The sequence below is a fragment of the Rhizobium sp. SL42 genome, from assembly GCF_021729845.1.
Classification (GTDB): domain Bacteria; phylum Pseudomonadota; class Alphaproteobacteria; order Rhizobiales; family Rhizobiaceae; genus Allorhizobium.
This window is the reverse complement of record NZ_CP063397.1, coordinates 3586715-3604793: the sequence shown is the minus strand read 5'-3', so window position 1 is coordinate 3604793 and position 18079 is coordinate 3586715. Positions and strand designations below refer to the sequence as shown.

At 61.5% G+C, this 18079-nt stretch carries 15 protein-coding genes and 1 tRNA gene; 10 read left to right on the top strand and 6 right to left on the bottom strand.

Features of this window, described 5'->3' with window-relative positions; genetic code table 11:
• Nucleotides 1-17: 17 nt before the first annotated feature.
• The 7 genes from IM739_RS17020 to IM739_RS16990 all read left to right on the top strand — a co-directional run bounded on the left by IM739_RS17020 (nt 18) and on the right by IM739_RS16990 (nt 8504).
• Nucleotides 18-860, top strand: coding sequence for an outer membrane protein (locus tag IM739_RS17020; RefSeq protein WP_237368867.1), 843 nt, complete (start codon nt 18-20; stop codon nt 858-860).
• 80 nt (nt 861-940) lie between these two features.
• Entirely contained in the window at nt 941-1600 is a 660-nt protein-coding gene (locus IM739_RS17015) for a hypothetical protein (RefSeq protein ID WP_237368866.1), read from the top strand.
• A gap of 165 nt (nt 1601-1765) precedes the next feature.
• The gene (locus tag IM739_RS17010; RefSeq protein ID WP_237368865.1) at nt 1766-2944 is read left to right on the top strand and encodes a phosphoserine transaminase; all 1179 of its coding nucleotides are present in this window, start codon (nt 1766-1768) and stop codon (nt 2942-2944) included.
• A gap of 85 nt (nt 2945-3029) precedes the next feature.
• On the top strand, nt 3030-4625 hold the full coding sequence (gene serA / locus IM739_RS17005) for a phosphoglycerate dehydrogenase (protein ID WP_237368864.1): 1596 nt from the start codon (nt 3030-3032) through the stop codon (nt 4623-4625).
• A gap of 224 nt (nt 4626-4849) precedes the next feature.
• Nucleotides 4850-6262, top strand: coding sequence for a cytochrome ubiquinol oxidase subunit I (locus tag IM739_RS17000; RefSeq protein WP_237368863.1), 1413 nt, complete (start codon nt 4850-4852; stop codon nt 6260-6262).
• Nucleotides 6252-7256, top strand: a complete 1005-nt coding sequence (cydB, locus tag IM739_RS16995; protein WP_237368862.1) for a cytochrome d ubiquinol oxidase subunit II — start codon at nt 6252-6254, stop codon at nt 7254-7256. Before IM739_RS17000 ends, cydB begins: the two co-directional genes overlap by 11 nt.
• A 237-nt stretch (nt 7257-7493) precedes the next feature.
• Entirely contained in the window at nt 7494-8504 is a 1011-nt protein-coding gene (locus IM739_RS16990) for a Tim44 domain-containing protein (RefSeq protein WP_237368861.1), read from the top strand.
• 142 nt (nt 8505-8646) lie between these two features.
• On the opposite strand, the gene IM739_RS16985 is transcribed toward IM739_RS16990, so the two are convergent.
• The 3 genes from IM739_RS16985 to mnmA form a co-directional block, all read right to left on the bottom strand.
• Entirely contained in the window at nt 8647-9231 is a 585-nt protein-coding gene (locus IM739_RS16985; RefSeq protein ID WP_237368860.1) for a transglycosylase SLT domain-containing protein, read from the bottom strand.
• Between the two features lie 284 nt (nt 9232-9515).
• Nucleotides 9516-9592: transfer RNA gene (locus tag IM739_RS16980), tRNA-Met, on the bottom strand.
• 134 nt (nt 9593-9726) lie between these two features.
• A complete protein-coding gene (gene mnmA, locus IM739_RS16975) occupies nt 9727-10923 on the bottom strand; it encodes a tRNA 2-thiouridine(34) synthase MnmA (RefSeq protein ID WP_237368859.1) in 1197 nt (398 codons plus the stop codon).
• A gap of 201 nt (nt 10924-11124) precedes the next feature.
• Between mnmA and dgcA the strand changes: the two genes are divergently transcribed.
• On the top strand, nt 11125-12108 hold the full coding sequence (dgcA, locus tag IM739_RS16970) for an N-acetyl-D-Glu racemase DgcA (RefSeq protein WP_237368858.1): 984 nt from the start codon (nt 11125-11127) through the stop codon (nt 12106-12108).
• Nucleotides 12109-12117: 9 nt separating this feature from the next.
• Here the strand turns inward: dgcA and IM739_RS16965 are convergent, their stop codons facing one another.
• Nucleotides 12118-12810 carry a spermidine synthase gene (locus tag IM739_RS16965; RefSeq protein WP_237368857.1) on the bottom strand — a complete coding sequence of 231 codons (693 nt, stop codon included), beginning with the start codon at nt 12808-12810 and terminating at the stop codon, nt 12118-12120.
• Nucleotides 12811-12960: 150 nt separating this feature from the next.
• Here IM739_RS16965 and IM739_RS16960 point away from each other — a divergent pair, with 150 nt between their 5' ends.
• Nucleotides 12961-13731: an HpcH/HpaI aldolase family protein gene (locus tag IM739_RS16960; protein ID WP_237368856.1), complete on the top strand. Its 771-nt coding sequence runs from the start codon at nt 12961-12963 to the stop codon at nt 13729-13731.
• A gap of 18 nt (nt 13732-13749) precedes the next feature.
• A complete protein-coding gene (locus IM739_RS16955) occupies nt 13750-14742 on the top strand; it encodes an Ldh family oxidoreductase (protein ID WP_237368855.1) in 993 nt (330 codons plus the stop codon).
• 30 nt (nt 14743-14772) lie between these two features.
• Here IM739_RS16955 and IM739_RS16950 read toward each other — a convergent pair whose 3' ends face one another.
• Nucleotides 14773-16125 carry a sigma-54-dependent transcriptional regulator gene (locus IM739_RS16950; RefSeq protein WP_237368854.1) on the bottom strand — a complete coding sequence of 451 codons (1353 nt, stop codon included), beginning with the start codon at nt 16123-16125 and terminating at the stop codon, nt 14773-14775.
• The gene (locus IM739_RS16945; protein WP_237368853.1) at nt 16122-17972 is read right to left on the bottom strand and encodes a sensor histidine kinase; all 1851 of its coding nucleotides are present in this window, start codon (nt 17970-17972) and stop codon (nt 16122-16124) included. The genes IM739_RS16950 and IM739_RS16945 overlap by 4 nt, the downstream gene beginning before the upstream one ends.
• Between the last annotated feature and the right edge of the window lie 107 nt (nt 17973-18079).

Below are 18079 nucleotides of genomic sequence, written 5' to 3'. Positions count from 1 at the left end.
TTTTGGAGTATCCCGCCATGAAGATGACCTTTTTCGCTGTTGCTGCGGCTACATTGCTGGCAAGCTCGGCAGCCTATTCCGCAGATGTTTTTCAGCCTGAACCGCAGCCCATTATGGATGCACCGGAAGTCGCCGTTGCCGAAGCCTCCGGCTGGTACCTGCGCGGTGATCTCGGCTACAGCTTCAACCGCCTGCGCGGCGCGGAATTCTATCAGGGTTCCAATGCCCTGGTTTCGGATTTCGACGATGTCGATCTCAAGGACAGCTTCACGATCGGCGCCGGTATCGGCTACCAGGTCAACAGCTACCTGCGCACCGATCTGACATTCGACTACATGAACAAGTCGGATTTCCGCGGATCGACAACCGGCAGCGGCGCCGGCTTTGGCGCTTGCGTCACCGCCTGTACCTCTGAAGACCTGTCTGCCCTGCGCGCCTACACGCTGATGGCCAATGCCTATATCGACCTCGGCAACTATGCCTATTTCACGCCGTATGTCGGTGCCGGTATCGGTGGCTCCTACGTCCGCTGGGACAATCTCAACAACACGTCCTGCGCCGACGATGGCAGCGGCTGCGACACGACCGTGGAACATGGTGGTCGCGGCAGCTGGCGCTTCGCCTATCAGCTGATGGCCGGTGCATCGATCGATGTGACCTGCAACGTCAAGGCCGATGTCGGCTACCGCTTCCGTCACACCCTCGGTGGTGCGATGTTCGGCTACGAACAGAACGGCGGTCCTGGCTCCGACAAGGGCTTCTACAGCCACGAACTGCATGCCGGTGCCCGCTACATGTTCGGCGGCTGCGCCCAGCCGGTGGCCTTCGAGCCTCCGCCGCAGGAAATCGTCTACAAGTAAAACACGATACCGATACGTTTCCCGAGGCCCGGATTGTTCGTCAATCCGGGCCTTATTCGACTCTGCCGCGGAGCCTGTCGATGTCTTTAAATGGTCCCCCATTGCCGCGGAGCTGGATCGTCAGCTTCTGGTCGCGAATCTTCCTCGTTCTGGCTCGGATATCGCTTTTTGAGATTGTGCGCCTTGTGCCGCGGCTGAGACGCAGTTTCATCTTCGTCGAGATATACGTATTTTTAAATGCGCTGGCATCGCTGGTGGCGCTTTATGTATCCTCGGCGCGCATGGCACTGGACTCGAATTTCGTTCTCGAATTCGTCTCCATCTATGGGTCGTTTCGAATTTTTGAGATTTTCATCTATCAGGTGAATGTACTCCTGTTTGACGAATATCGCGCGAAACTCTCCGGTCGAGACTATTTGATCCGCGGATACCGAAGAATTGTTTTGCTGCTCCTTCATAATTATTTTGAGGTAATCTGCTGGTTCGGCGTCATATATGTCTACCTGTATCGCGACGGGCGACTGCAATTGCTCAATCCCAGTCCGACATTCGTCGAGATGTTTCGTGAAAGCATGTTGCTCATGCTCTCCTTCGGCGCGGATCGCTACCAGCCTCAGCATGATCTTGCGGTCATTGCGTTCTCGGCTCAGGCATTTGTCGGTCTTCTGATGACACTGCTCGTCCTTGCGCGTTTTCTCAGTCTTCTGCCCACGCCGAAATCCATGGATGAATTCGAGTAGCGGGGCCAAAGGGCGCAACTCACCGAAGGAGCACGATCCGGTCGCGGCAAAAAATTAGCCGATTGCGACATTCACCGTCTTGACGACGTCTCCGCTTGAGGATAGTTCCGACGGCGGGACACCTCTCCCCAACGAGAGGCCATATACCTGGAAGGGTAGTTTGACATGGTTGATATCGCCGCGCCGGCATTGCGTCCGGCAAATTCGCATTTTTCTTCTGGCCCCTGCTCGAAGCGTCCCGGTTGGTCGCTCGATGCGCTGTCCGATGCCCCGCTCGGTCGTTCTCACCGCGCCAAGGTTGGCAAGGACAAGCTGAAGCTGGCCATCGACCTCACCCGTGAAATTCTCAACGTGCCGGCGGACTATCGCATCGGCATCGTACCGGCCTCCGATACGGGCGCCGTTGAAATGGCCATGTGGTCGCTGCTTGGCGAGCGTGGCGTCGACATGGTCGCCTGGGAAAGCTTCGGCGCCGGCTGGGTTACCGACGTCGTCAAGCAGCTGAAGCTCAAGGACGTCCGCAAGATTGAAGCCGGCTATGGCGAACTGCCTGATCTGTCGAGCATCGATTTCGACCGTGACGTGGTTTTCACCTGGAACGGCACGACCTCGGGCGTTCGCGTCCCCAATGCCGACTTCATCCCGGCCGACCGCAAGGGCCTGACGATCTGCGACGCCACTTCGGCGGCTTTCGCGCAGGATATGGATTTCACCAAGCTCGATGTCACCACCTTTTCCTGGCAGAAGGTTCTGGGCGGCGAGGGCGGTCACGGTGTGATCATCCTGAGCCCGCGTGCCGTCGAGCGTCTGACGACCTATGTGCCCGCCTGGCCGCTGCCGAAGATCTTCCGCATGACCTCGGGTGGCAAGCTCATCGAGGGCATCTTCACCGGCGAAACCATCAACACGCCGTCTATGCTCTGCGTCGAGGACTATATCGATGCGCTGAAGTGGGCGAAGTCGCTCGGCGGCCTCAATGCTCTGATCGCGCGTGCCGATGCCAATGCCAAGGTGATCTTCGACCTCGTCGCAAAGAACGACTGGATCGCCAATCTCGCCAAGGTCGACGAAACCCGTTCGAACACCTCGGTCTGCCTGACGATTGCCGACCCCGACGTGCTGGCGCTTGACGCCGACGCCCAGGCGGCTTTCGCCAAGGGCATGGTGACGCTGCTCGACAAGCAGGGCATCGCCTTCGACATCGGCGCCTATCGCGATGCGCCGGCGGGCCTGCGCATCTGGGCCGGAGCGACGATCGAGACCGCCGACATGGAAGCCCTGATGCCGTGGCTGACCTGGGCCTACCAGACCCAGAAGGCGACGCTTTCCAAGGCCGCGGCCTGACAGCGAATTCCGGCTCCGCCGCGTCGGCGGAGCCCTTGCATCCCACCATTTTCATTGAAACGAACTCTCTGAAGGAGGCCTCGTAATGGCACCTCGCGTTCTCGTATCCGACGAACTGTCGGAAACCGCCGTCCAGATCTTCCGCGATCGCGGCGTCGAAGTTGATTTCCAGCCGCAGCTCGGCAAGGACAAGGACAAGCTCGCAGAAATCATCGGCAACTATGACGGCCTTGCCATCCGATCCGCCACCAAGGCGACGGAAAAGCTGATCGCGGCTGCGACCAATCTGAAGGTCATCGGTCGCGCCGGCATCGGCGTCGACAATGTCGATATCCCGGCTGCCTCGCGTCGCGGCATCATCGTGATGAACACACCCTTCGGCAACTCGATCACCACCGCCGAGCACGCCATCGCCCTGATGTTTGCCGTCGCGCGCCAGTTGCCACAGGCCGACGCCTCGACCCAGGCCGGCAAGTGGGAAAAGTCGAAGTTCATGGGTGTCGAGATCACCGGCAAGATCCTCGGCGTGATCGGTGCCGGCAATATCGGCGGCATCGTCTGCAAGAAGGCGATCGGCCTTGGCATGCATGTCCTGGCCTATGATCCCTTCCTGTCGAACGAGCGCGCCCGCGAAATGGGTGTCACGAAGGTCGAGCTCGACGAATTGCTGGCCCAGTCCGACTTCATCACGCTGCATGTTCCGATGACCGACAAGACCCGCGGGATTCTGGGCAAGGAAAATCTCGCCAAGACCAAGCCGGGCGTGCGCATCATCAACTGCGCCCGTGGCGGCCTCGTCGATGAAGCAGCACTTGCCGAAGCCATCAAGTCCGGCCACGTTGCCGGCGCCGGTTTCGACGTGTTCGAGGTCGAGCCTGCCAAGGAAAGCCCGCTGTTCGGCCTGCCGAACGTCGTCTGCACGCCGCATCTTGGTGCATCGACCACGGAAGCGCAGGAAAACGTTGCCTTGCAGGTCGCCGAGCAGATGTCGGACTATCTGGTCAAGGGTGCAGTCTCGAACGCCATCAACATGCCGTCGATCACGGCCGAAGAAGCGCCGCTGCTCAAGCCGTTCATCCGTCTGGCGGACGTGCTCGGTTCGTTTGCCGGCCAGGTAACGGAAAGCCCGATCAAGGAAATCGAGATCCTTTATGACGGCGTCACCGCCACCATGAACACCAAGGCGCTTACGTCTGCGCTGCTGGCCGGTCTGATCCGCAGCCAGGTTGCCGATGTGAACATGGTTTCGGCTCCGATCATGATCAAGGAAAAGGGCATCGTGCTCTCCGAGGTCAAGCGCGACAAGACCGGCGTCTATGATGGCTACATCAAGCTGACGGTGACGACCGAAAAGCAGACGCGCTCGGTTGCCGGCACAGTGTTCTCGGATGGCAAGCCGCGCTTCATCCAGATCAAGGGCATCAATATGGATGCCGATGTCGGGACCAACATGATCTACATCTCCAATACCGACGTTCCCGGCATGATCGGCTTCATCGGCACGACGCTCGGCAATGCCAAGGTCAATATCGCGAACTTCCAGCTTGGTCGCGACAGGGAAGGCGCTGACGCCATTGCGCTTCTCTATGTCGATGGTGCGATCGATCAGGCCGTGCTCGCCCAGCTGACCGCCAATCCGGCGATCAAGCAGGCCAAACCGCTGACCTTCAACATCGATTGATCGGCTCGTTTCACCGGGTAGATCAACGGCGCGGGATCAAACCCGCGCCGTTTGCGTTCCTGCTTCGGTCGCCAGGCAATTTTCGATAACATAAGGAAAATCATATGCGTTGAACTGACGCATGGCGGGTTGTCGCATTGAACATGCGATGCAAGGCTATATTTGACGTCTATCATCTCGCGAGGACCATTTCCCTCGCGCAGCAACGAAGGACGCAGCAGGCCATGTTCGAAAACTTCGATGCCCAGATCCTGGCGCGTGCGCAATTCGCGTTCACGGTCTCTTTTCATATCATCTTCCCGGCCTTCTCCATCGGCCTCGCCAGCTATCTCGCTGTCCTCGAAGGCCTCTACCTGTGGAAGAAGGACAAGGTCTATCTGGAACTCTTCGACTTCTGGAAGACGATCTTTGCGGTCGCCTTCGGCATGGGCGTCGTCTCGGGCATCGTGATGTCCTATCAGTTCGGGACAAACTGGAGCGTGTTTTCCGACAAGGCAGGGCCGGTCATCGGGCCGTTGATGGGTTACGAGGTGCTGACCGCCTTCTTCCTCGAGGCAGGCTTCCTTGGTGTCATGCTGTTCGGACGTAACCGGGTCGGGCCGGGTCTACATTTCTTCGCTACACTGATGGTTGCCTTCGGCACGCTGATCTCGGCCACCTGGATCCTCTCGGTGAATTCCTGGATGCAGACGCCCGCCGGCTTTGCGATTAACGATGTCGGCCAGTTCGTGCCGGTCGACTGGTGGAAGATCGTCTTCAATCCTTCCTTCCCCTATCGCCTGGTGCATATGGTGATCGCCGCCTATCTGACCACGGCCTTCGTCGTCGGTGCGGTCGGCGCCTGGCATCTGCTGAGGCATACGGCGCCACGCCGTGCCGGGACGATGTTCTCGATGGCGATGTGGATGGCCGCGATCGTGGCGCCGATCCAGATCTTCGCCGGAGACGCCCATGGCCTGAACACGCTGGAATACCAGCCGGTCAAGGTGATGGCGATGGAAGGCCATTTCGACAGCCATCCGGAGGGTGCGCCGCTGATCCTGTTCGGCATCCCGAACACGGCCGAAAAGCGGATCGACTACGCCGTTGAAATCCCCAAGCTGTCGAGCCTGATCCTGAAGCATGAGCTGAATGCGCCGCTGGCCGGCCTCGATACCGTCCCCGACGACAAGGAGCCGCCGGTCTCGATCGTTTTCTGGTCGTTTCGCGTGATGGTCGCCATCGGTTTTGCCATGCTCGGTGTCGGCCTGTTCAGCCTCTACTGTCGCTGGCGGGGGACGCTTCACGAGAACCGCTGGCTGCATCGGGTGGCTCTGATCATGGGGCCATCCGGCTTCGTGGCGGTACTGGCCGGCTGGATCACCACCGAAGTCGGTCGTCAGCCCTATACGGTCTACGGTCATCTGCTGACCGCAGATTCTATTTCGCCGATAGCCGCCCCTGCGGTCGCGGCTTCGCTGATCGCGTTCATCATCGTCTACTTCATCGTCTTCGGGGCAGGCACTTTCTACATCCTGCGACTGATGGCGAGCCTGCCGCGCGACCCGATGCCCGATCTCGATGACGGACCGATCCGCACATCCGGCATCACGCCAGCCGCCCAGACCGGGCACCATGGAGGCCAGCATGGCCATTGATCTTCCCTTCATCTGGGCCGGCATCATCGCCTTTGCCGTGCTCGCCTATGTCATTCTCGACGGCTTCGATCTCGGCGTCGGCATCCTGTTTCCGTTCTTTCCGGAAAAGCACGACAAGGACCTGATGATGAATTCGGTGGCGCCCGTCTGGGATGGCAACGAGACCTGGCTGGTGCTGGGCGGCGGCGGGTTGCTTGCGGTCTTTCCCCTCGCTTATGCGACGATCCTACCGGCGCTCTACGCGCCGCTGATCATCATGCTGCTCGGCCTGATCTTCCGTGGCGTTGCCTTCGAATATCGCTGGCGCACCAACCGGGCCGAATATCTGTGGAACTGGGCCTTTGCCGGCGGCTCGCTGGTCGCGGCCTTTTCCCAAGGGGTGGCGCTCGGTGCCCTGGTGCAGGGCATTCCGGTAACCGACCGTGCCTATTCGGGTGGCTGGTGGGATTGGCTGACGCCGTTTTCGCTGGCGACGGGTGCAGCACTGGTCATCGGCTATGGCCTGCTCGGGGCGACGTGGCTGGTGATGAAGACCGAGGGCCATCTTGCAGAGCGGAGCAGGGTGTTCGCCTTCAAGCTCGCCTTCGCGACGGTTGGCGCCATGGGCATCTTCAGTCTGTGGACGCCGTTTCTCGAGCCGCTCTATCTCGATCGCTGGTTCGGATTCCCGACGATGATCTTTTCCGTGGTCGTGCCGCTGCTGGTGCTGGGCTGCCTCTACCTGATCATTTCCGGGCTGAAGCAGGGGCGGGACATACTGCCATTTCTCGCATCGCTCGGACTTTTCGTACTTGGCTATGTCGGCATCGGGATCAGCTTCTATCCCTATATCGTGCCGACATCCCTGACGATCTGGGAGGCGGCGGCGCCGGATGAAAGCCTGGCCTTCCTGCTGGTCGGGGCCTTGGTTCTGGTGCCGATGATCCTCTGCTACACCGCTTACGCCTATTGGGTTTTCCGAGGAAAACTCAATCCGGACGAGGGTTACCATTGATGCCGAAGGCTGGTCTTGTCTCACGCCTGCTGTGGTTCGTCGGGCTCTGGGCGGCCGGCGTCGTGACGATCACGATTGTCGGCGGTATCATCAAGATCTGGCTGGGTGCCTGAACTGCTGACTTTGTTTTGATTGGAAATATGACCGCCCGGCCTTCAAAAGGGGCTGGGCCGTCTCCATATGTAAGCCCAAGGGCGTAAATGCCTTCACAAACATAACAAAGGGGTAGGAAACGCGATGCGGCGTTACGGTAAGATTTTTGCATCTCTCGCACTTGGCATGATGGTCACGCTGATGGCCGTGGATTTTGCCGAGGCGAGACGGGCAAGCGGTGGCTTCGGTAGCCGTGGAACGCGCACATTCAGCGCGCCCTCAGCCACGCGTACGGCGCCGACGACGGCTGCTCCGATCGAGCGCACGATGACACCTCGCACCAATGCGACGCAGCCGGGTGCGACCCAGACGGCAGCGCAGAGCCGCAATGGCCAGCGTCCCGGTCTGTTCGGCGGTCTTGCCGGCGGCCTTATGGGCGGCCTGCTCATGGGCGGCCTGTTCGGCATGCTGATGGGCTCTGGCTTCGGCGGCGGCTTCGGCTTCCTCGGCCTGCTTTTACAGGGCGTGCTGATCTTCTTCCTGATCCGCTTTGCCATGCGCATGTTCGCCAATCGCCAGCCGTCCTATTCGGGTGGCCCGAATGGCGGCAACACATCCGGCTTCGGCGGCATGGCACGCAATGACGGGCGTGAAAATCAGGGTTCTTCGTTCCAGATCCCGCGCATCGGTGGCGGTTCTGCCGCGCAGGCTTCGGCCGCCAAGCCGGGTCAGACCGACGAGATCGGCATTGCGCAGAAGGATCTCGAATATTTCGAGACGCTGCTGCAGCAGATGCAGGCGGGTTATGCGCGAGAAGACTACAGCGCGCTCCGCCGGATCACCACGCCGGAAGCCATGTCCTATCTCGCCGAGGAACTCAGCGAGAATGCCACCAAGGGCGTCAAGAATGAGGTTCGCGACGTGCATCTCGTGCAGGGTGACGTGTCCGAAGCCTGGCGCGAAGGCGATATCGATTATGCGACCGTCGCCATGCGCTATGAGAGCATCGACTATGTCGTCGATCGCCAGTCCGGCAAGCTGATCAATGGTGACGACCAGAACCCTTCGGAATCGACGGAGATCTGGACCTTTGTTCGACGTCCCGGCACCGACTGGCAGATCTCGGCCATCCAGGCTGTGGCGCAATACGAATAGGCGTTCAGCGCTTGACGGAAACGAAAAGAGGCAGGGCGCCGGCGCCCTGCCTCTTTTGTTTTGCGCTGTTGTCGGATTGCCGGGCTTTATCCGGGTTTGCCCCTCATCCTCCTCACGCCTACTTGTGCAGGAGGATGGTTGCTCAGCCCGGGCACTGCTTCAGCTGGGAGGCGTAAGTATATGTGATGCTGGTGAAGCGCTTGGCGCCATTCAGCGCTTCCGGGCGGTTCTTGTAGGCGCCGCGCAGATAGCCCGCCTGGCCGGAATGATAGGCCAGATAAAGCTTGTACGGGTCGTTCAGCGGGATGCCGGTCTTCGAGGCGCTCTCGCGGTGATACCAGCCGATGAATTGCATGGCATCGCCGAAGTCCGTGCGGCGGGCGCCCCAGCGGCCGGTTTCGCGCTGGTAGCGTTCCCACGTGCCGTCAAGCGCCTGTGAATAGCCATAGGCACTCGACTGGCGCTTCCAGGGAATGAAGCCGAGCAGCTTCTTGCGCGGCGGCCGCGCGTTCGCCCGGAAACTCGATTCCGTGTAGATCGTCGCCATCAGGATCGGCACCGGAACGCCGTATTCGCGTTCGGCCTTCTGGGCTGCGCTGCGCCAATTGTTGAACAGCCCGTCGCGCTGCTCGAAGATCGCGCAGGCATTGCGGGTCTGGCTTGGGGGCTTGGCACAGGCCGACAGCATCAGCATGACGCCAATGGCGGAAACAACAGCGGTACGCATAACAAAACCTCGCTTCGTCCCGCCCAGTTTATTACTTAAAATTTAACGAAAGGTTTTCTTAACACACCGGATCTCGCATCGTCGGAAATGGGGTGCGGGGCACCGAACATTGTGAGTTCGCATGCGGCGGCTACAGGCGTCTGCCCTGTGGGCGCGTAGACCCATCGTGAGCAAACCTAGGCTTCACCGCGCAGTTGGACAATTCGTGCCCGACCATGTCGATGACAGCTTAATGCCGTGTGGTGCCGATGACAGGACTAAAAACTGTAGAGATTGTGTGGATTTGGTAGCGGGAGGCGGACTTGAACCGCCGACCTTGGGGTTATGAATCCCACGCTCTAACCACCTGAGCTATCCCGCCACACATTCGGATCATTGGCTTTTGCGGCCCGCCGTCCGAAGCGTTGGGCGGCTTATAAGGCGTTGCTCCGACCAAAGTCAAGCGCAGTGAAAGCAAAAAGAACTCTGCTTTCACTGCCTTTTTCTTTCCCGCCCTTAAGCGGCGACCGGGCTTGCCAAAAGTGCCTTCAGCGCAGCTTCCGCGTTCTCGGAGCGGGCCGAGCGCTCGATGAAGCCGCCACCGTAGACGCGGGCATCGGGGCCGGGGGCGGAATAGAGCACGCAGGCCTGGCCGGGAGCGACGCCGGCTTCACCGATCTCGAGATCGACGTAAACGCCGGTTGCGTCTGCATGCAGGACTGCCGGTGTCGGCGGACGCGTGGAACGGACCTTGGCGAAGCAGGCAAAACCATCGGCTGCTTCTTCCTCAAGGGTGAAATCGCCGAGCCAGTTGATGTCGCGCAGATAGACGCGGTGTGTTTCGAGAGCTTCCTTCGGGCCGACGATCACGCGACGTGAACGGGCGTCGAGATAGACGACATAGAGCGGATCGCCGGTGGCCACGCCTAGGCCCTTTCGCTGGCCGATGGTGTAGTGCAGGATGCCGTCGTGCTGTCCGAGAATTCGGCCATCCAGATGCACGATGTCGCCGGCCAGAGCCGCATTCGGCTTCAGCTTGTTGATGATATCGGCATATTTGCCCTGCGGCACAAAACAGATGTCCTGGCTGTCTGCCTTCTTGGCGACGACGAGGCCCATTTCTTCGGCGAGCGCCCGTGTTTCCGCCTTGGACAGATGGCCGAGCGGAAAGCGCAGGTAGTCGATCTGTTCCTGCGTGGTGGCAAACAGGAAGTAGCTCTGGTCGCGTTCGTTGTCGATCGGGCGGTACAGCGCGCGGTGGTTCGGATCGTTGGCTAGAGGCACCGACTTGGATCGGATATAGTGGCCGGTGGCCAGCGCGTCGGCGCCGAGCTCCTTGGCGGTCGCCAGCAGATCGGCGAACTTGACGGTCTGGTTGCAGGCAACGCAGGGGATCGGCGTTTCGCCGGCGACATAGCTTTCCATGAACGGGTTGATCACCGTGTCGCGGAAGCGCTGTTCGTAGTCGAGCACGTAATGCGGAATGCCGAGCGTTTCGCAAACGCGACGGGCATCATCGATGTCCTGACCGGCGCAACAGGAGCCTGCACGGTGGACGGCTGCGCCATGATCGTAGAGCTGCAGCGTGATGCCGAGCACATCATAGCCTTCGCGTTTGAGGATGCCGGCCACGACGGAGGAGTCGACGCCGCCCGACATGGCGACGACAACGCGCGTATCTTCCGGTCTCTTGTCAAAATCCAGCGTGTTCACGGGCTTCGTCTCTGTGTGTTCGAAAGACCGTTTCTCACCGCCACTCTGCGGGATCAGGGCATATTCCAAAGGGGGTAAGCCCATTTGCCGATACCGGTCCGATTGTTGAGGGATATAGAAAGGAATGCCCCTTCATGCAAGAGCGCTGATTCGCACAAAGCCTTGCAGCAAGGGCGAAGGCGCCGAGGAGACCATCGCACCATGTCCGTCACGCTCACCGTCAGCCCCGAGATCTTTCCGATTGCCGGTGCCTTCACCATCTCGCGGGGGTCGCGAACCGAAGCCCGTGTAGTGACGGTAACGCTCACCGATGGCTTGCATGTCGGGCGCGGAGAATGCGTACCCTATGCGCGTTACGGCGAGACGGTCGAGGGCGTGGTCGAGGCGATTGCGGCCCTTTCGGAAGAGATTGCCGGAGGGCTCGATCGTATCGGATTGCAATCCAGGCTGGAACCCGGTGCGGCCCGCAATGCGCTCGACTGCGCTTTCTGGGATCTCGAGGCCAAACGGGCGGGCAGTCCCGTCTGGCAGATTGCGGGTCTTGGCGAACCCAAGCCGTTGCAGACGACATTCACCCTGTCGCTCGGAACACCGGAAAGCATGCGGGAAGCGGCCGAGCGGGAAGCGGGCAGACCGCTTTTGAAGGTCAAGCTGGGTGGCGAGGGCGATATCGAACGGATTGAAGCCGTCCGGTCCGGTGCGCCTCAGTCCGCGATCATCGTCGATGCCAACGAGGGTTGGACGCTCGATCAGTACAAGGCGCTGGCGCCGGTCTTCCTGAAGCTTGGCGTGACGCTGGTCGAGCAGCCGTTTCCGGCCGGTTCCGACGATGCCCTGCTCGGGCTTGAGCGCGTGCTGCCGGTCTGCGCCGACGAAAGCTGCCATGACCGGCATTCGCTGGATGCGCTCAAGGGTAAATATGATGCGGTCAATATCAAGCTCGACAAGACCGGTGGCCTGACGGAGGCGCTTTTGATGCGCGATGCAGCCTTGGGCGCCGGATTCGAGATCATGATCGGCTGCATGGTCGGCACGTCTCTGGCCATGGCGCCTGCGTTCCTGGTGGGCCAGGGGGCGGCGTTCGTCGATCTCGACGGGCCGTTGCTGCTGGCGAAGGATCGCGATGCGGCGATCGTTTACGATGGCTCGACGATGCATGTGCCGCCGGCGGCGCTCTGGGGGTAATGCTCCGCCTCAGCGCCTGACGGGTGCGCCGATACTGTTGACGGCAAGCCAGATCATATGTTTTGCCCCGCCGCCCTTGCGGCTGGCACGGGTCGGGACTTCTTCTGCGGAGAGGCCAATATCACGCAGGCGTTTGGTAAAGCGCGGATCGGGACCGGAGGACCAGACGGCGAGAACCCCATTCTTGCGCAAGGCCGCTTTCGTCGCGCGCAGGCCGGTGAAATCGTAGAGGCTGTCGTTTTCTGCGCGGGTCAGGCCGTCCGGGCCGTTGTCGACGTCGAGCAGGATGGCGTCGTATGTGTCGCGCGACCTGGCGATAAGGGCGCCGACATCGCCGACATGGATGCTGACGCGCGGATCGTCGAGACTGCCCTTGTGGATTTCGGCCATCGGACCGCGCGCCCATTCGACGACGCCCGGAACCAGTTCTGCAACCGTGACCTTCGCATCGTCCGGCAGGACGTCCAGTGCCGCGCGCAGGGTGAAGCCCATGCCGAGGCCGCCGATCAGGACATGAGCATTCCTGGTGTTGCGTATGCGATCCCAGGACAGGGTCGCCAAGGCTTCCTCCGAGCCGCTGAGGCGGCTGTTCATCAGTTCGTTAGCGCCGAGCATGATGGAAAACTCGCTGCCGCGCTGTTTCAGGCGCAGTTCGCCGCCGCCGGGTATGCTGGCGCTGTCGAGTTGTATCCAGGGAAGCATGGCGGTCTTTCGTCGCTGGCAAGAGGAGCCGTCCTACCACGAGGCTTGCGGCGAATTCAATTGCGGTGCGCGGGCGGCCGGGTTTTGTCTTGGACAGGGCCGATGGTTTCGCTATCGTCGCGGCCATCTGTTCACGAGATTCTGAAAATCATGCCCGCACCTGTCAATACTTTCAAACGCGCTCTTGCCGCGAACGATACCCTGTTGGTTGGCCTCTGGGTGGCCCTTGCCAGTCCGCATGTCGCCGAAGTCTGTGCCGGGGCCGGGTTCGACTGGCTGTTGATCGATGGCGAGCACGGGCCGAACGATATTCCACTGATCGCAAGCCAGCTTGCGGCGATGGCGCGGCACCCGGCCCATGCGGTGGTCAGGCTTGTCGTCGGTGAGCCCTGGTTGATCAAGCAGGCGCTCGATGTCGGCGCCCAGACCCTGATGATCCCGATGGTCGAGACGGGTGAGCAGGCGGAACTGCTGGCCAAGGCATGCCGCTATCCGCCTCAGGGTATGCGGGGCATGGGGGCAAGTCTCGGCAGGGCATCGGATTTCGGCCGGATTTCCGACTATGCCGAGACCGCCAATGGCGAGATTTGCCTGATTGCTCAGATCGAAAGCCGAATGGGGATCGACAATGCTGACGCAATCATCGCCACGGAAGGGGTGGATGCAATCCTGATCGGTCCTGCGGATCTGGCTGCCGACATGGGTTTCCCCGGTCAGTCGACCGCCCCGGAAGTCATGGCGGCCGTTGATGCCCTGATCCGCAAGATCGTCGCAGCCGGCATACCGGTCGGCATCATGACCGGCGACCCGGCGATGATCGCGCTGGCGAAGGCTGCAGGCATCCGGTTCCTTGCCACCAGTTCCGATGTCGGGCTGCTGATGAAGGGCGCTGCGGCGCTTGCAACCGCGATGCGCGGCTAACACGGTAACGGATTTCGGATGAAGCTTTCCTTTGTTGCAGCGCAGTCCCTCGTGGTCGGCGCCCTCGTGCGCTCCGGCGTCGATCTCGCCAACGCGGCATCGGTTGCCCGGGCGCTTGTCAGTGCGGAAGCCGCCGGCCAGGGTGGTCATGGTTTGCGCCGCGTGCCGGCCTATTCTGCACAGGCCAAGGCCGGCAAGGTCGATGGGCGCGTCGCCCCGCGCGCCGTTCGCCCGCGCCCTTCCGTGCTTGCGATCGATGCCATGAACGGCTTTGCCTATCCGGCGTTGGATCTGGCGGTGGCCGATCTGCCGGAAATCGCCAAGGCGCAAGGCATCTCCATCGCCTCGATCTATCGGTCCCATCATGCCGGCGTGATGGGGCTGACCGTGGAGCGGTTTGCCGAACAGGGGTTGGCCGCGATGATGTTTGCCAATGCGCCGGCATCGATCGCGCCGTGGGGCGGCAGGAAAGCGCTTTATGGCACCAATCCGATCGCCTTTTCGGTGCCGATCGCTGGCGGCGATCCGATCACCGTTGATCTTGCCATCTCCAAGGTGGCCCGCGGCAAGATCATGGCGGCGCGGCAAAAGGGCGAGGCTATCCCCGACGACTGGGCGTTTGACCTCGACGGCAATCCGACAACCGATGCCGAAGTGGCGATGACCGGCATGATGGCGCCGCTCGGCGGCGCCAAGGGGGCGGCGCTGGCCATGATGGTCGAGATCCTGTCGGCCGGGATCACGGGGGCGAACTACGCCTTCGAGGCCTCGTCGCTGTTTGACGACAAGGGGCCGCCGGTGGCGCTCGGTCAGACGATCATCGCGATCGATCCCACAGCGACTGGCGGGGCCGGCGTCTTCGACCGACTGGCGCTGTTGGCCGACGAGATCGGCGGGCAGGAGGGCGTGCGGATTCCGGGCCGCCGTGGCCAGGGGCTTGCCCGCACGGCCGGCGCCGAGGGCATCGAGATCGAAGACGATGTCATCGCCGCGATCGACGCCATTGCATGAAGACCGCGACGCTGTGGGATCGCGCCTGTCTCAATCCTGGTCGGTATAGTCGTTGCGGTTGATGCCGTGGCGCTGCAGCTTGTCGTAGAAGGTCTTGCGCGGAATACCGAGGGCGTCCAGCGTCCTTCGCACATCGCCGTCATTGTCGCGCAACGCCTGGCGGATCAGGTTGCCTTCATGGCGCTCCATGCGTTCCGGCAGGCTGAGATCATCTGTTGCGCCCGAAGGTTCCAGAGCTGTCTGCGGCGGCGGCGTGATGCCGAGCACCACGCGTTCGGCATAGTGGGCGAGTTCGCGGACATTTCCGGGCCAAGCATGGCTGTCGAGGTGGCGGGCAATATCGCTGGTCAGCACCGGCACCTCACGCTTGAAACGTTCGGAGGCGCGGGCGGTGAAATGCGAAAACAACAAGGGGATGTCGGCGCGGCGTTCACGCAGCGGCGGGATCGAGACAGTCACTACATTGAGCCGATAATAGAGGTCCTCGCGGAAATCACCGCGCTCGGCCGGATTGCCGAGGTTGACCTTGGCGGCGGCGACGACACGCAGGTCGACCGGCCGCACGTCGTTTATGCCAAGGGGCGTGACTTCGCGCATTTCCAGGACGCGCAGCATCTTGACCTGGGTCGCCGGCGGCATGCTTTCGATTTCATCAAGAAACAACGTGCCGCCACTGGCATGTTCGATGCGGCCGATGCGTTTCTTCTGGGCGCCGGTAAAGGCACCCGCTTCATGGCCAAATAGCTCGCTCTCGATCACTGTTTCCGGTAGCGCGCCGCAGTTCAGTGCGACGAAATTGCCGCGGTTGCGCCGGCTCCAGCGATGCAGCAACGTGGCGACGACTTCCTTGCCGCTGCCGGTCTCCCCGGCGACCAGCACATCGATATCGGTGTCGGCGATCTGGCGTAGCGTCTGGCGCAGATGTTCCATTGCCGGCGTCTGGCCGATCAACGGCAGGTCGTCCTGGCTTGCCTCGGCCGCCTGACGCAGGCGGCGGTTCTCGATCACCAGCCGGCGCATGTCAGCGGCTCGGCTGACGCTCTGCACCAGGCGGTCGGCGGCAAACGGCTTGGCGATGAAATCATAGGCGCCGTCCTGCATCGCCCGGACCGCCATGTCGATGTCGCCATGGCCGGTGATCAAAAGGACCGGAAGTTCGGGATCAAGGGCCTTGATACGGGAGAACAGTTCCAGCCCGTCCATGCCGGCCATGCGGATGTCCGTGACGACGACGGCGTCGAGGTCGGGCGAAAGCAGGGCGAGCGCCTGGGTAGCGGATGGAACGTCGCGCACGGCGAAACCGGCAAGCTCCAACGTCTGGCGGGTGGCATGCCGCAGGGCGGCATCGTCGTCGACAAGGATAATGTTGGTGTCTTTTTTCATCGGCCGGCACGCTTCAGGGTGACGGTGAAGGCGGTTCCGGCAGTCGTGCTTTCGACATCGATGCGACCTGCATAGTCGCTGACGATGTCCTTGCAGATGACAAGACCCAGGCCGAGGCCACTATCCTTTGAGGTGTTGAACGGGGTGAACAGGTTTTCGAGGACTGCCGGCGGGATGCCCGGCCCGTTGTCGGCGATGGCAATTGCCACCTCGTCAGAGTTTGCGGGGGCGAGACTGACGGAGATGCGGCCGTTGGCGCGGCCGTCCACGGCTTCGAGGGCATTCTGCAGCAGGTTGATCAGTACCTGTTCCAGGCGGATGCGGTTGGCCGACACAGTGATGCCCTCGGGGATTGACTGCACCTTCAGCATATCGAGGTTGCCGGCAAAGCGGCTGCGCAAGAGCAGCAGCGCACCGTCCACGGCGGTTTTCAGGCTCACGGGCTCGGCGGCGGCGCGTCCTTTCCGCGCGAAGCCGCGCAATTCGTTGGTGATGGCACCGATCCGGTCGGTCAAGGCGCCGATGGCGTTCAGGTTTTCCGATGCCGGCGCGGTTTCGCCCCGGGTGAGATAGGTGCGCGCGTTGTCGGCATAGGCGCGGATCGTGGCAACAGGCTGATTGATCTCGTGGGCGACGCCGGCCGCCACTTGGCCGAGAATGGCAAGCCTGTTGGCCTGCACGAGTTCATGCTGGACGGTCTGCAGGCGCGTCTCCGTCGAGCGGTGTTCGCTGATTTCGGTCTGCAGCCTATCCCTTGCCGTGGTCAGTTCGCTGGTGCGGGCGGTGACCTTGCGTTCCAGATCGTCTCGGGCGGCTCGCTCGGCTGCCTGGCGGCGCAGTGCCCTGCCGCGACGATAGAAGAGAATTGCTGCCAGCGCGATCAGCGGGAGAACGACCACGAGTGCGGCAAGCCGGGCCTGCCAGATACCCGCAGTCATGACATCTGCCGCCGGCGCGAAGACATGCATCTTCCACGGCGTGCCGGGCACATCCAGCGTCACGGACATATGCGGCTGTTGCGGCATGCCGTCGCCCGGTTCGGTTGACACCATGTGGTGACCATCGAGATCCATCAATTGCCAGACCGGCAGCGGCTCTAGGGAGGCCTCGCCGAATTGCAGGCTTGCGCGCACGGCAACCCGTTCCTGCGGTGGAATGTCATCGGTGCTGAGGAAGCGCCATTCCGGCCGGCTGGTGATCAGCACGATGCCGTGGTTGTCGGTGACGAAGGTGGATCTGCCGGTCTTGCCCCAGTCACGCTCAAGTGCATCGAATTCGACCTTGACGACCACGATGCCTACGGCGACGTCGTTTTCATCGCTGACCCGTTGCGACAGATAGAGGCCGGGCCGCTTGCTGACATTGCCCAGTGCATATTGTTCGGCGCGCCCCAGGGACATGCCACGCGTGAAATATTCGCGGAAATTGTAGTCATTGCCAACGAAGCTGTCGGGCTCCTGCCAATTGCTGGCCGCAATCGCGATGCCATCACGACCGACGACATAGATGACCGCAGTCTTCGTGCCGAGGACCAGCGCCTCGAGTTTCCTGTTCAGGCCTGCGACCGCTTCGGCCGTCGGGTTGGCCAGCGCGCCGCTGACCTGCCTATCGGCGGCAAGCACCAGCGGCAGCGCACGGGGACGTTCGAGCGTTGCCTGCAAGAGTGCGCGCTTCAGTTCAGCATCTTCGGTCACATCGTCGGACAGCGTCGAAACAGCGCTGCGCATGCCCGCTTCGCCGGCGAAAAAGAGGGCGCCGGCAAGTGTGAGCACCGACAGCAACAGGAAGACCAGCCAGAATGCCCGGCGTCTGACAGACGATGGTGGCAGATCCAGTGAAGATTGCATGTTTGAGGTCATGACGAATTGTGCGCCAAGCCGCACTGTTTGCCAAGTATGGTGTGCGAAAATCCGCACACCTTCAGTTAATTCAATCTGAAGAGATAATTTTATCA

What these genes read in the sequence shown, in the direction of transcription:
- IM739_RS17020 (WP_237368867.1), top strand. Translation starts at nt 18, where the DNA reads ATGAAGATGACCTTTTTCGCTGTTGCTGCGGCTACATTGCTGGCAAGC.
- IM739_RS17015 (WP_237368866.1), top strand. Translation starts at nt 941, where the DNA reads ATGTCTTTAAATGGTCCCCCATTGCCGCGGAGCTGGATCGTCAGCTTC.
- IM739_RS17010 (WP_237368865.1), top strand. Translation starts at nt 1,766, where the DNA reads ATGGTTGATATCGCCGCGCCGGCATTGCGTCCGGCAAATTCGCATTTT.
- serA (WP_237368864.1), top strand. Translation starts at nt 3,030, where the DNA reads ATGGCACCTCGCGTTCTCGTATCCGACGAACTGTCGGAAACCGCCGTC.
- IM739_RS17000 (WP_237368863.1), top strand. Translation starts at nt 4,850, where the DNA reads ATGTTCGAAAACTTCGATGCCCAGATCCTGGCGCGTGCGCAATTCGCG.
- cydB (WP_237368862.1), top strand. Translation starts at nt 6,252, where the DNA reads ATGGCCATTGATCTTCCCTTCATCTGGGCCGGCATCATCGCCTTTGCC.
- IM739_RS16990 (WP_237368861.1), top strand. Translation starts at nt 7,494, where the DNA reads ATGCGGCGTTACGGTAAGATTTTTGCATCTCTCGCACTTGGCATGATG.
- IM739_RS16985 (WP_237368860.1), bottom strand. Translation starts at nt 9,231, where the DNA reads ATGCGTACCGCTGTTGTTTCCGCCATTGGCGTCATGCTGATGCTGTCG.
- dgcA (WP_237368858.1), top strand. Translation starts at nt 11,125, where the DNA reads ATGTCCGTCACGCTCACCGTCAGCCCCGAGATCTTTCCGATTGCCGGT.
- IM739_RS16965 (WP_237368857.1), bottom strand. Translation starts at nt 12,810, where the DNA reads ATGCTTCCCTGGATACAACTCGACAGCGCCAGCATACCCGGCGGCGGC.
- IM739_RS16960 (WP_237368856.1), top strand. Translation starts at nt 12,961, where the DNA reads ATGCCCGCACCTGTCAATACTTTCAAACGCGCTCTTGCCGCGAACGAT.
- IM739_RS16955 (WP_237368855.1), top strand. Translation starts at nt 13,750, where the DNA reads ATGAAGCTTTCCTTTGTTGCAGCGCAGTCCCTCGTGGTCGGCGCCCTC.
- IM739_RS16950 (WP_237368854.1), bottom strand. Translation starts at nt 16,125, where the DNA reads ATGAAAAAAGACACCAACATTATCCTTGTCGACGACGATGCCGCCCTG.
- IM739_RS16945 (WP_237368853.1), bottom strand. Translation starts at nt 17,972, where the DNA reads ATGCAATCTTCACTGGATCTGCCACCATCGTCTGTCAGACGCCGGGCA.